Below are 13,157 nucleotides of genomic sequence, written 5' to 3'. Positions count from 1 at the left end.
TCACGTGCACGCCCGGCGCGCGGCACCCCGCACCCCGCAACGCTTACCGCCCCCTACCTACTGCACACCGTCTTCAACGGCGTCCGCCGATCGGGCTGGGTCTTCGCCACGTCCTCCACGTCGGCCAGCAGCCCCGGCACGTCGAGGTCCTCACCGGCGGCGGCGCGGGCGATCGTCAGGAGGACGGCCTCGTAGAAGGCGTCGCGGACGGCGGGGGGCATGACATCGGAGGCGTCGAGGCAGCGGGGGCCGGGGCCGGTGAGGCGTCGGGCGATCTCCTCCTCGACGGGGCCGCCGTCCGCCCGCACCCGCCGGTGCGCCGAGAAGACGTCCGCGGCCTCGGCCCACTTCCGCTGGCCCTCCCGCGAGGCCAGCCGCTCGATCAGGTCCCCGGCCCGGGGGCGGTCGCTGAACAGGGCGGCGAAGTCACCGGTCACCTCGTAGGCCCGGACCTGGTCGCCGCCGCCGGGCAGCAGGGGAGCGGAGTCCATCAGACGCGCGAGCCGCCCCTTGTCCCCGTAGAAGGAGCGGGCGAAGGAGCCCTGGTGCTCCAGGGCGCACCCTTCCTCCCCCTTGAACAGCAACCCGTACGCGCCGGGATCACCGCGGTGATCGGTGCGCAGGGCTCGCCCGGCCGCCGCCTCGTCCTGCTGGAGCAGACCTGCCCACGCCTCCCATGCCTCGCGCACCTGAGTCCCGGTCCAGGCCGCGGCGTCACCCAGCGCCCACTTGCCGTAGAACTCCGGCCCTTCCCGCTGCAACACGAGGTCCTCGATCCAGTCACTGCCGGGCCAGCCGGACGCTCCGTCGTCACCCATGCCGATGCACCAACTCGTCAGCCGGGCAGGAGAGTTCGCGGGGCGTTCGCCCTCGCGGTACCAGACGATGCTCTTCAGGTCGGCCTTGACCGGCACCCAGTACGCCTTCTGCCGGGGTGTGCTCACCGGATTCCAGGGGGAGCCGTACTCCTCCACGGCGTAGAGATCGTTCAGCGGCTTCAGGAGGTCCTGGTCGGCGTATTCGGCGAGTTCGCCGACGCCCGGCATGATCGCGATGTCCGGGGGTTCCCCCGACTGCACCTTGGACAGCAGCACCTCGCGCTGGGCGGCGGTGCCCTGGTACTCGAAGGGGATGCCGAAGCTCCGCAGCACCTCCTCGAACTGCTCACCCTGCTTGTCGGTCCACGGCCCGAGGATGGTCACCGGCTCGTCGTCCCGCTCCGACCAGACCGCCACCATGCCGCCGGCGCAGACCAGCAGCAGCGCCGCGAGCAGCACCAGCACCTTGAACCGCCGGGTCACCGCCGCCTCCAGTAGTCGCTGTCGAGCCGGAGTCCGAGGCCGAGCACGGGCAGCACGACGATCAGCAGACCGCCGGTCAGGGTGCCCTGGTACACCCGGACGGTCCAGGTGTCGTCGGCCAGGACGCTCCGCACGTCCTCGGACTTCGCCGTGACGGTCCGCTGCGCGCGCTCCAGGTGGATGCCGCAGCAGGCATCCCTGGACTCCTGGGTGATCACCCCCAGATCCCCGACGACACTGTCGAGGTCGTCCTGGGCGGACTCCATCGTGAGCAGCGGGACGACCGCGAGCAGCACGGTGAGGGCGAAGGCCGCGAGCAGATACGGGTTCCAGTCCCGGCCGCAGCGGTCGCGCAGCACGAACAACGCGGAGAGGAGGGTCAACGCCAGTGCCGCCAGGGCGAGTTCGGCGATCCACCAGCCGCCGCGCTGGAGCCACCCCTCGGCGACGGTGGCCTCCGCGTGCTTCATCTGGGCCTGCTGCATGTCGTCCAGACGGGGTACGAGTCCCACGCCCCGGCGGGTGAGCAGCGAGTGCGCCTCGGTGAGCTTCTGGTTCCGCATGAGCGGCTGGTCCCGGTACATGACGATGCCGAGGGTGAGGGAGTTGCTGTAGGTGGCGAGGAGCCCGTTGACGGTGCCGAGGTCCTGGTCCGTGCGGTCCGCGATCCTGGACAGGCCCTGGTCGGCGGCGGCGAGCTGGGCCCGGTAGGTCTCGCCGCGGCCCGCCACGTCGACGAACTCTCCCTCGCCCAGGTCACCGGCCTCGCGGTGGGCGCGCAGCACCGCGAGCCGGGTGGCGGCGAGCCCCTGGACGGCCGGCGCCTCCTCGCCGGCGACGGCGTCGGCCCCGTTCTGGATCTGCCGGCAGGACAGGAACAGCGCCCCGGCCGCCACGAGCGCGCACACCGCCAGCACCACCAGGTGCACCTCCAGCAACCGCCGCGTCCGCCACCGCCCCAGCCGACCCCGCCAGAAACGCCCGAGGGAGTACGACGCCCTCCCGCGCCGGCTGGCGCCACGCCGGGCCCGAAAGCCCGCCCCCGCCCCCCGCCGCGCGGCCCCGGTCCGCCGCCGCGGCTTCCGCTGGGGCGCGGACGAGCCGCTCACGGAACCCGCGGCCGGACCGGAATTCGCGTTCCCGCCCCGCTGTACGGCCCCTGCGGCGCCCTCCGCCGAAGCCGACGCCGGAGGCCCGCCCGGCCTGTCGGCGGACGGCAGCCGGCTCCCATCCCCTCCGCCCGCGCCCTCCCCCCGCCGGCCCACACCGAGCCGCCACCCACCCCGCGAAACCCCACCCGAACGCCCACCCCGAAGGACCCACGCCGAAGACCCAGCTCCTAGGGCGAACGCCGAAGGCCCGCCGCCAAGACCTCCCACCGAAGCCCCACCACCAACGGCCCACACCGACCGACCCCCGCCAGCGGCTCCCGCTGAAAGCCCACCACCCACAGCCCACGCGGGACGCCCGCCGCCAAAGGCCCACGCGGAACGCTCGCCCCCGAAGCCCCACGCCACGAGCCCGCCACGAAGAGCCCACGCCAACCGCCCACCACCAACGGCCCACGCCGAGCGCCCGCTCCCCGAAGCCCCCGGGCCTCCGGCCCTCGCCCCCGCGGCCCTCACCCTCCCCGCCCTCACAGCAGCTTCTCCCCACAGGCCATGCAGTAGCGGGCCTCGTTCGCGGCCGGGGTGGCGCAGCGGGCGCAGCGGGCGCCCGGTTGGGGGGCGGCCGGGTCGGGCAGGGACACGGGTCGGGACCCGGCGCGCAGGATCATCGGGCCGAGCGTGGAGTCGTCGAGGGTCTCGGCCGGTCGCAGCCGGACCCGCCCCTCCGAGGCGTCCTCGATGTCGGCGACCGCGCCGATCTCCTCCAGCACCCAGTCCGTACCGAACCGCGCCGCCAGCCGCGCCGCCCGCCCCAGATGCCCCTCGGCGGCTTCCCGGCGCCCCTCCTTGAGCGCGAGGAGCCCCCGGCGCAACGCGTCCCGCATCACGGTGGTCGACTTCTGGTCCCGCACGCTGCCACCCCCGGCCGGGGCCTCGGGCGGCGGCTGCTCGGGCCGGTGCCAGCGCGCCGTGACGGACGCGTGGACATCCCCGACGGAGACCATCGCGAACTGCAGCCACGTCTCCAACGGATCACCGTCCGCGTCGGCGACGAGCGTCAGCAGATAATCCCGCCCGCCCTGCTCCCACTGGTACGTCGGAAAGCTCCAGCGATGCGGCCGGCCGGGCTGCGGCAGCCCTCCGAGACGGTGCGGCCGGGGCGCCTTCTCGTGCAGCGCGACCTGCCGCACCGTGGGCCGTACGGTCACCTCGATCGGCAACTGCGGGGCGTGCACCCGGCGTAATCGCCGAACGGCGGCGGTGATCGCCCGCCCCAGCCCGTCGTCCACGAACTCGGCGGTGCCGTGCAGCCGTTCGGCGAGCGTCAGCAACGGCTCGGGCTCCCAGTCCGCGCCCACGGCGAGCACGTCACAGGTGAAGTGCCCGGCGCAGGCGTCCAGTTCCTCCTCCAGCCGGGTCTCGCCCGGGCCGCTGCTGCCGTCGGTGATCAGCAGCAGATGGCGTACGGAGAGCGGGCGTGCCGCGAGCAGGGCGCGCGCCCGGGCCGCCCAGACGGCGTACCCGGCGGGGCGCGGGCCGTCCCGGTGCAGCGGGATCGCGCCCGCCGCGAAGGCGGCCCGCCGCTTCTCGCGCTGGTCGGCGACGGCCCACTCGACGTCACCGCGCGGATGGCACGGGACCGGCTCGGGGCCGGCGCCGAGCACGGTGAACGAGATGCCGTCGGGCAGGCCCCGCAGCGCGGCCTGCAAGGCGTGCCGGACGACCGCCCGGAGAGGTTCGGCGACATCGACCGCGACGACCACGGCCAGCTCGATCGCGGGCAGCTCGGCGGGCGCGCCCACGGCGGTCACGTCGACCCGCAGATGCGCCTCGATCTTCGCGCTGCGATGCGGCCGTACGTCGCCGTCGAGGTCGACCCGCACCTGGATCTCCGGCCGCGCCGCCCGCGCGTGGCCGCCCGTGCGCCCGCCCTCTCGCGCCTCCGCCCGACCGCGCGTACGCCCGACCGCGCGCCCGTCCCCCTGCCCGCCCGTACGACGCTCCATACGCCCGCCCCCACGCCCGAAGCCCGACTGCCCGCTCACGCCGCCCCGACCCATGTGCCCGCTCACGCCCCGGCTCATGTGCCCGCTCACGCCCCCGCTCATGTCGTGCGTCACCGTTCCTTCTCCGTTCGTAGCCGTACGAACCACATGGACGCCGCGCACACTGCTCTCCAGGCTCCGGAGCCACGGGAGCCGCGGGAGCCACCGGAGCCACCGGAGCCCCTGGAGCCCCAAGAGCCGCCCCGCCCCCGTGGTCACACCACCGTCTGCGGCCGTACCGCCTGCAGAAGATCCACGAGGTGTTCGTGCGCGGCGGCCGACTCCCCGTGCCGGGCGGCGAGTTGGCGATAGTGCGACTCGATCCGTGCGCGCAGCTCCCTCTCCTGCGCGCTCAGCCGCCGCAGACTGCCGGGATCGAGCCGCCCGCCCCCCGCTCCTCCGGGGCCGGGCCGGTCGCCACGGCTGTGCAACGCGTCCAGCTTCCATTCGTGCAGCTCGGTGCTGAGCCGCAGCGCCTCGTCCTCGGACAGGCTCGGCCCGCCGGCACCCGGTTCCCGGCGGACGAGGTCGCTCAGTTCGGCCAGGGCCGCGTCGACCTCGCTGGGCGCGGGCAGCGGATCGACGTCCCGGGGCAGCCGGGCCGCGCGGATGCGCAGGGAGGCGATCCGGGTGACGGTGTGGTCCAGGGTGCCGGGACGGACCCGGCCGAGGACGTCGAGGGCGGCCCGGCGGTCGCCGGCGCGGAGCGCGAGCCGGGCGAGCCCCAGGGCCGCGCCCCCGTGCGCGGGGTTGCGTGCGAACACGGCCTCGTACAACTCCTTGGCCGTGGGCCCGGACGTATCGTCGCCGAGCCGTTCCCCGCAGTAGGCGAGGGCCAGTTTGGGCGCGTACTCGCCGGGCAGTTCGAGGCGGACCGCGGTGAAGTGGCGCTTGGCCTCGGCGACCCGGCGCAGGTCGTCGTCGAGGTCGGCCCGGCGCAGCGCGACCAGCGCGCGGTGCCACTCCAGCCGCCAGCGCCGTACGGCGGAGGGCCCGGGGATGGAGTCGGCGGTGTCCAGCTCCTCCTGGGCGCGTTCCAGGTCGTCGCGGGTGTTCCGGCCGAGCAGGACCCGTACGTTGTGCAGGCGGATCTCGACCGAGGGCGGCTTGCCCTCCTCCTGGTCGAGGAGCCGGCCGGGGTCGTAGCCGCTGCTGACCTCGAACCGCGCGGTCTGCGGGTCGCCCGGGTAGCGCCTGGGCACCGGCAGTCGGCGGGCGATCTCGGTGAGGGTGGGCGCGCCGAGGTCGAGGGCGGGGGCGAGGGGCGGATCGTACCGGTCACGGCGAGCACGTTCGAGCCAGTGTTCGATACCGGGCACGGTGCCGAGCCGGGCGCCGAGCAGTTGGGGGGACGGCCAGAAGTAGTCGGAGGGTTCGGGCGGGTCGCTCTTGCCGCGCAGGGCGCGGATCTCCCGCAGCGCGCCCCGCAGTTGGCCGGCCATCTCGCGGGCGTCGGTGAAGCGCAGCCCGGGGTCGGTGCGGGTGGCGCGGTCGACGACGCCGTGGAAGGAGGCGGTGCCGAGGCCGGGCACCTCGTCGACGGCCCAGCCGGCGAGTTCCCGCAGGGTGACGCCGACCGTGTGCAGGTCGTGGGCGGTGGTGGGCATGGGCGAGGACGCCGTCTCGGGCGCCATGTAGTCGGGGGTGACGTGGGCGGGCGGCTGGCTCTGGCCCCGCTCCCGCATCCCGCCGAGGTCGATGACCTTGACGCCGTCCCCGTGGTGCACGACGTTCGAGGGCTTCATGTCCCCGTACACGAAGCCCTTCTCCCCGCCCGCGTGCAGATGGACGAGGGCTTCGAGGATCTGACAGCCGTACGCGGCCACGTGCTCGATGTCGAGGACGGACTCCCCGCGCCGGGTCTCCTTGACGACCTTGTCGAGGGTGCCGTCGCCGACGTCGTCCATGACGATGTACCCGCCGGTGACCCGCCCGGAGTCGTCGCGCCGGGCGACGAAGTCGCGGATCTGGACGATACGGGGGTGGCGGATGGCGACGAGGTTGCGGCGTTCGACGTCGGCGAGCCGGGCCCCGTCCTGCTCGTACCGGTTGAGCAGCCCCTTCACGGCGACGACGTCTCCGAGGTGCGTGTCCTCGGCGAGATAGACCCAGCCCTGACCGCCGTGCGCGATGGGCCCCATGATCCGGTACTGGTCGCGCAGCACATCGCCCTCGGCGAGTTCGGGCCGGTACGAGTAGGGCTCGCCGCAGGCCGGGCAGTACCCCTCGACCGGCACCGGGCCGACGGTGTACGGCGGCGCGAAGGTGATGCCGCACTCGGCGGACGAGCAGACCATCCGCACGCGCAGCGGAGCCTCGGGATGGATGAGCCGCTCCTGCGCGGGCCGCGACGCCCGCTCGGGCAGCGCGAGCAACTCGGCGGGCCCGAACTCCCAAGGCTCCTCGGGCAACGCGGGCAACCGGGGCCCGTCCTCGGCCCGCCCGCAAACGGCGCAGTACCCGGTGGGCAGCAGACTCCCCCCACACGGAGCACCACTGAACCGCCGATGCGGACATGTGCCCGCCCCCGCCCCCTCACCCCCGGAGCGGCCCGCCGGCCCCACCCCCGAACCACCTGAGTCACCCGCCCCACCTGCCCCGACTCCCCCGGGCGCGCCCGCCCCCGGCCCCCAGGAGCCACCGGTGACCGGAGCCCCCGCCTCCGGACCACCCGCCCCCATCCCGAACCGAGCGGCGAATTTCATGTCAGACCTCCGGAAGGCCAATCTCCGGCCGCACGACCGTCGGACGCACGACTTTCGGATGCACGCCCGTCGGACGCACGACCGTCGGACGCACGGTCCCCGGCAGGCCACCCTCCACCCGCCCGGCCCCCGGAAGGCCACGCCCCACCCGCCCGCTCTCCCACGCGGCGCAGATCCGCGCGAAGGGTGCGGATCAACTCCCGTAGCCGGGCGAGCCGTTGCTGCGGATCGATGCCCCCACTACCTCCACTACCCCCACTACCCCCGCTACCCCCACCGCCTCCACCTGCCCGACTCCCCACGCTCCCCCCACTCCCCCCGTCCCCGTCGAGCAACCGGCGCTCGCTCCGGCGCCGTTCCGCCGTCTCGGTGAGGGAGCCGAGGGAGGCGCTGTCGACGACACCGTGCCGCACCGCGCGGCTGAACTCGGCCCGTTCCAGCCGGGCGAGGAGCGCGTCGGCATGGTCGAGGAGCGCGGGCGCGAGGAGTTCGTCGCGGGCGGCGTTCCACCCGGTGCCGCCCTCGTGCCGGAAGACCAGCAACAGCCGGAAGCCGAGCGTCCGTAATCGGGCGAGCAGCGCGATCAGCGCGCCCGGCTCGGGCTCCTCGTCGAGCCCGTCGACCACGACGGTGGCCCGCCGCTCACCCACGAGCGTGGGCGGCGGCCCGGGCGGGGGCGGCCGGGTCCCGAGCAGCCAGTCCCAGTACGCCAGATACCGTCCGGGCGGGAAGGCGATGTGCCCCAGTGCGTGATCGGCGAGGTCGGGCCGACTGGACGCACCGCCCCGGTGGACGAGATCGGCCAGGTGCACGAGGTGCCGCAGGGACCGGTCCTTCCCGCTCCCCGGAGGCACCACGGTGACCTTGACCGGCTCCTCGTCGGCGTGGTCGTCACCGAACCACCGCGCGAGCCGCTCCTCGAACCCGTGGTCCCAGGCGTACGGACCGGTCAACTCGGCGACAACGGGCGACAGTTCGGCGATACGCGCGACGGGAATGAGATACGAGAAGGCGAGCCGGTTGTTCTCGGGCAACACCTCGCCCATGTCCCCGCGCCAGCTGACGACGAGCCCGACGACCCGCGCGGGCCGCCCCTCCTCCGGCCGGGTGCACACGGCGGCCCCGCTGAACCCCCGACGCACCACCTCGGCCTTTGTCACGGCGTCGAGCTGCACCCGCTCACCGCTGACCCCGCCGATCCGCCCCCACAGACTCATCCCGTCGTCGAAGCCCTCCGCGTACCCGGTGGCGGACACCTCCATGCCGCCCCACAACCCGGTCTCCAGCCGGGCGGGCCGCGCCTGGGGCCGGGGCGCGTCCAACCGCAGTACGGCGACGTCCTCGCCGCCCTCCCCGTCAGCGAGCCAACCGCCGGGCAGCACCCGCGCGGCCACCCCTTCGATCTCACTGTTCTCCGCGAACTCGACCCACATGACGGCACCCGGATCCCGCACCACATGGGCGCAGGTCAACGCGGTGTTCTGATCGACGAGCACCCCGGCGCCGCAGATGGGGCCCCGCGCACTCCCGCGCCGCAGCCGGAGTCTCCAGTCCGCACGCAATTCCCCCATGCCACATCACACTACGCGCGGGGCATGGTGCGTCCCTAGACTTGTGAACCAACTTGGATCGTTCGATCGACGCGTTCGATCCACGCAGTCAACCAACAGAATCCGACGGGGTGTTGACATGAGCGATACCGAACCGGTCGGTCTCGCGGAAGCCATCGGCACGGTCCGCGCGGAACTGGCCCGGGCCCAGGCGGAGGGCGCGGCGAGCGACTGGCGGTTCAGCGTGGAGCAGGTCAGCCTGGAGTTCGCGGTCCAGTTCCACCGCTCGGGCGAGGGCGGCGCGGGCCTCCGCCTCGGCGTCGTGGAGGCCCGCCTGGGCGGCACGGTCAGCCACGACACCACCCACCGCATCCAGGTGGACCTCAAACCCCTCCCGGGCCCGACGGGCCACCACCACGAGGTGGGCCGCTGACCCCAACGGAAGCCCACGCCGTCGTACCGACCCCACGCACCCCATACGGTCAGGCCGCGCCGGCGGACCCACGGCGCACGGCGTCGAGGTACCCGGAGATGGCCTCCCTGCTGCGCGTCAGGCACGCGATGCGGTCGGTCATGCGCCGGCGCTCGCCCTCCAGGATGGCGATCGTCTCCGGCGTCGCGTCGGATACGTGGATGCCCCGGGGGTCGTTGATGCACGGCAGGATCTGCTTGATGATCCGCGTCGACAGCCCGGAGTCGAGGAGTCCTCTGATCTGCAGGACCCGGTTCACACAGCCCTCGGCATAGTCGCGGTAGCCGTTGGGCGCGCGGTCGGCGACGAGCAGGCCCTGCTCCTCGTAGTAGCGCAGCAGCCGACGAGGGGTTCCGGTCCGCTCGGACAGCTCCCCGATCCGCATGTGACCCACCTCGTTCGTACGGGCTTGACCCTCACACCGATGTGAGGGTTTGAGGATACGACCATGTCGACCTCCCGGACAGAACTGCTGAGCACATCCACTCCGACGGCAGCGGCCAACGACCGAGAACTGCCCCTCTCACCGCTCCTGGCGCTGGCCACAGCCGCCTTCGTGGGGATCCTGACCGAGGCGCTCCCGGCGGGTGTGCTCCCCGAGATGGCCCGTGACATGTCGGTGAGCGAATCGGCGATGGGCCAGGCCCTGACGGTCTACGCGATCGCCACCGGCGTCGCGGCGATCCCCCTGTCGGTCATGACGGCGGCCTGGCGGCGCAAGCGCCTGCTGTTGCCGGCGGTGGCGGTGTTCGCGGTGGCCAACCTGGTCACCGCCCTCTCGTCCCACTACCCCCTGACGATGGTGTTCCGGCTGCTCGCCGGTGTCGCCGCGGCCGCGGTCTGGGCCGAACTCGTCGGCTACGCACGGCGCCTGGCGCCCCCGCACCTCCAGGGCCGGGCCATCGCCATCACCATGGCAGGCGTACCGCTGGCCCTGTCCTTGGGCATCCCGCTCGGGACCTTCCTCGGCGAACTCTTCGGCTGGCGCATGACCTTCGGCCTCGTGACGCTGGTCTCCGTGGCGCTGCTGGGGTGGATCGCGGTGTCGGTCCCGGACGCCCCGGGCCGACGGCCGGAGACCCGCGAGCCCGTCCTGAAGGCCCTGTCCCTTCCGGGGGTCGCGGCGGTCCTGTTCGTGGTCGCGGCCTACGTGCTGGCCCACAACATCCTCTACACGTACATCGCCACCTTCCTGGACGCCCACGGCATGGCCGAATCCCGCGACGGTGTCCTGCTGGTCCTCGGCATCGCGTCCGTGGCGAGCATCTGGATCACGGGCGTCCTGGTCGACCGACGCCTGCGTCAACTGACCATCGTCAGCAGCGCCTTGTTCCTCGCCGCCTCCGTGCTCCTCGCGGCACTGGCCGAGAACGTGGTCGTGGTCTACGCGGCGATGGTGCTGTGGGGCCTCGGTTGGGGTGGCGTCACCACCCTCCTGCAGACCGCCGTCACCGACGCGGCAGGCGACCGGGGCCAGGCCCTACTGGTCACCACGTGGAACTCGGCCATGGCCGGCGGCGGGGCGGCCGGCGGCATCCTCCTGGACGGCCTCGGCCCCAAGTCCTTCCCCTGGAGCGTCCTCGCGCTCATGACCCCGGTCCTCCTCGTGGTCGTCACCGCCCACAAGCACGCCTTCCCCACGACCCGCCCGGGGGCCGACTGACACCTCGCCCCACCGCCTACCGATCAAGCCCCCCGCCGAGACACTCCAGTCACGTCGATCACTTGAGTCGCACAGGGCGAACGCTGTCGAGGAGACGCACCAACGCCTCCTCCGGGCTCTCGCCGTAGAGCGCCAGGAACGCGTCGTAGGCGCCATACGTCCGCCCCCCCTCCCCGACAAGCAGCACGAGAGGGCTGGAGGCCGCGGCGCCCTCCGGCGTCAGCCTCCGCCCGGCCCGCTGCTCGTAGGCGCGCAGTTTCTCGCCGCAGACGATACGACTGGCGCGCTCGGCGTTCAGTTCGCAGCGGTGCGCCCCCAGATCGAGCGGATGGCGCGGGTACGCGAAGCCGCTCCCCTCGAACTCCTCGACAAACCGCAGCGCGAAAGACGAACAATGGATCCCCAACTCGCCCCAGACCTCCCGAACACGCCGCACGTCCGCCACGGTCGCCGACCACCGACCACCCCCGGCCAAAACACCCGACAATCGCACCACCCCCGCTCCCGACCGATCCGCCACGCGCGCCTCCTTCCCCCAGGCATCGCCTCGTCCACGGCGGCCAGGCCGAGGGTGGTGTCCGCCGGCCCGGTCCGGTCGGCTCTCGAAGGACGCGATGCGCCGTATGGGAGACCAAGTCCCAGCCAGAGCCCGCTACAGACCACAACTGAGACCAGGGCCAGCAAGGCAGCCCGCACGATGCGCCGCCGTCGCATCCGCCGAACGCAAAAGCCCAGCTCAGACAACGTCTGGGCTGGGCTTCAAAAGAGCCGCCTTCGGGATTCGAACCCGAGACCTACGCATTACGAGGGCTTGCGCGATCATGACGGGTGATTCCGGGTGGTGTTCGGCCGTCTGTTTTTGCCTGGTCAACGGCGTTCGGCTTGAGGGCCGATCCATCCTGTGGGGGCCTGTGCTGCACCATCCGCTCACGTATCGCTCACGCAGGCCGTGGGGCTGACCAGCGCAGACGGCGGCCCAGACAAGCATCGCGCTACGAGCTGTGACGCCCCCGGAAATCAGCGGCCGCGCTCCTTGCGGTACGGCGCGTCGGGCACGACGTGTGCAATTGAGCAGGCGTCAGGTCGGCGCCGCTGGTGCGGGCGCAGATCCGGGTGACGGCCTGGGTGGGGTCGTTGGTGTAGCGCTGGAGCGGGACATGGGTGCCGGCCGCGTGGAGGGTGGTGCTGTCGAGGCTGAAGGCCAGGGGGCGATGGCTTCGCTGGGGGTGGTCAGCGGGCCGCCCAGGGCTGCTGGGTCGCGATGTCCCACAGTTGGAGCGTGCCGATGTGTGGGGGTTGAGGAACATCGGAACGAAAACCGGCGCTAACGAGTTGGTGCGTGATAGCGGGTGAGGCGTGTTTGGCCTGGGCGTGACCTGTACTCAGACGTTGATGGTGCGGTCGGAGACGAGGCTGGCAATGGCGCGGTAGGTGTCGGGCAGGCAGTCGCGGCGGTGGGTCCAGCGCGTCAGTTGTTTCCAGCGTTTGTGGTCGGCGAGGGCATGTTCGACGGTGATGCGGTCGGAGGAGTGTTCGTGGCGGTCGCGTTCCCACTGCTGGACTCTGCCGGGCAGTGCTCCGGGCCGGGGTTTTCTGGGTGGGGTGATGGCTTGTCCGCGGTGGTCGCGGCTCAGGCCGAGGTAGCCGTCGTCCAAGAGGACCTCGACGTCGGGGAAGTGCTGGAAGCAGACGGCGATGCCCTCGTTGCGGGCGGCCGTGGCATCGTGCATACGACCAGGCCGCAGGGTGTCGGTCCATAACGTGCGGCCCCGCCAGTCGGCGATGACGGTGGCCTTCATGGTGTTCTGCTTCTTCTTCCCGGAGACGAATGCGCGCCGTCCGCCGCGGCTCGGCCGGTGGTCGGCGGACCTGGATCTCAGTGGCATCCAGGCGCAGCTCGATGCCCTCGGCCTGGGCGTAGGCGAAGACGTCCGCCAATGTCCGAAGTCGCAGGCTGGGGCGGTCGGGGACCGCGCACCCCCGCGTGGCCAGGAGCGTACGTATCTCTGCGATCGCACGGGTGATGGTCGAACGGTCGACACCGAACAGCAGCCCCAGGACTGAGTGCGGCAGGTCGTGCCGTAGATGGATCAGTGTGGCCACCAGCCGGTCGACGAAGACCAGCTGGTGGCGGGCGCCGGCTCCCGCTGCCCGCTTCCTGGCCCCACCTCGTGCAGCATGGCGACGACCCTCGACTCCGGCTTGCCACGGCACCGCCAACTCCTCGATCAGGCAGGCGAGGTGACGCCGAGAGATCCCTGTGAACAGCCGGTGGGCCAGCACCGCCCGATTGACCATGATCGTCACAGACG

At 72.7% G+C, this 13,157-nt stretch carries 9 protein-coding genes and 1 pseudogene; 2 read left to right on the top strand and 8 right to left on the bottom strand.

The window, feature by feature from the left end:
• Positions 1-53: 53 nt before the first annotated feature.
• The 5 genes from L3078_RS26400 to L3078_RS44640 all read right to left on the bottom strand — a co-directional run bounded on the left by L3078_RS26400 (position 54) and on the right by L3078_RS44640 (position 8,731).
• On the bottom strand, positions 54-1,301 hold the full coding sequence (locus tag L3078_RS26400; RefSeq protein ID WP_239756410.1) for an extracellular solute-binding protein: 1,248 nt from the start codon (positions 1,299-1,301) through the stop codon (positions 54-56).
• On the bottom strand, positions 1,298-2,230 hold the full coding sequence (locus L3078_RS26395) for a hypothetical protein (protein ID WP_239760476.1): 933 nt from the start codon (positions 2,228-2,230) through the stop codon (positions 1,298-1,300). The genes L3078_RS26400 and L3078_RS26395 overlap by 4 nt, the downstream gene beginning before the upstream one ends.
• Before the next feature lie 707 nt (positions 2,231-2,937).
• Positions 2,938-4,293, bottom strand: a complete 1,356-nt coding sequence (locus L3078_RS26390; protein ID WP_392314435.1) for a hypothetical protein — start codon at positions 4,291-4,293, stop codon at positions 2,938-2,940.
• Between the two features lie 377 nt (positions 4,294-4,670).
• Complete coding sequence (locus L3078_RS26385; RefSeq protein WP_239760475.1) at positions 4,671-6,752, bottom strand: tetratricopeptide repeat protein; 2,082 nt, start codon at positions 6,750-6,752, stop codon at positions 4,671-4,673.
• Between the two features lie 404 nt (positions 6,753-7,156).
• Positions 7,157-8,731 carry a S1 family peptidase gene (locus L3078_RS44640; RefSeq protein ID WP_275593170.1) on the bottom strand — a complete coding sequence of 525 codons (1,575 nt, stop codon included), beginning with the start codon at positions 8,729-8,731 and terminating at the stop codon, positions 7,157-7,159.
• Positions 8,732-8,849: 118 nt separating this feature from the next.
• On the opposite strand from L3078_RS44640, the gene L3078_RS26375 reads away from it, so the two are divergent.
• Positions 8,850-9,143: a trypco2 family protein gene (locus L3078_RS26375; protein ID WP_230215657.1), complete on the top strand. Its 294-nt coding sequence runs from the start codon at positions 8,850-8,852 to the stop codon at positions 9,141-9,143.
• Positions 9,144-9,192: 49 nt separating this feature from the next.
• On the opposite strand, the gene L3078_RS26370 is transcribed toward L3078_RS26375, so the two are convergent.
• Positions 9,193-9,567, bottom strand: a complete 375-nt coding sequence (locus L3078_RS26370) for a MerR family transcriptional regulator (protein ID WP_239756408.1) — start codon at positions 9,565-9,567, stop codon at positions 9,193-9,195.
• 63 nt (positions 9,568-9,630) lie between these two features.
• Between L3078_RS26370 and L3078_RS26365 the strand changes: the two genes are divergently transcribed.
• Positions 9,631-10,845 (top strand): MFS transporter, encoded by a 1,215-nt coding sequence (locus L3078_RS26365; RefSeq protein ID WP_239756407.1) that lies wholly within the window; start codon positions 9,631-9,633, stop codon positions 10,843-10,845.
• 58 nt (positions 10,846-10,903) lie between these two features.
• Here L3078_RS26365 and L3078_RS26360 read toward each other — a convergent pair whose 3' ends face one another.
• Both L3078_RS26360 and L3078_RS26355 read right to left on the bottom strand, forming a co-directional pair.
• Positions 10,904-11,281: an SUKH-3 domain-containing protein gene (locus L3078_RS26360; protein ID WP_239756406.1), complete on the bottom strand. Its 378-nt coding sequence runs from the start codon at positions 11,279-11,281 to the stop codon at positions 10,904-10,906.
• A 946-nt stretch (positions 11,282-12,227) separates the two neighbouring features.
• A pseudogene (locus L3078_RS26355) lies at positions 12,228-13,143 on the bottom strand (transposase).
• Positions 13,144-13,157 lie beyond the last annotated feature (14 nt).

The organism is Streptomyces deccanensis, from assembly GCF_022385335.1.
GTDB classification, from domain to species: Bacteria; Actinomycetota; Actinomycetes; order Streptomycetales; family Streptomycetaceae; genus Streptomyces; species Streptomyces deccanensis.
This window is presented reverse-complemented; position numbering and strand designations above follow the sequence as displayed.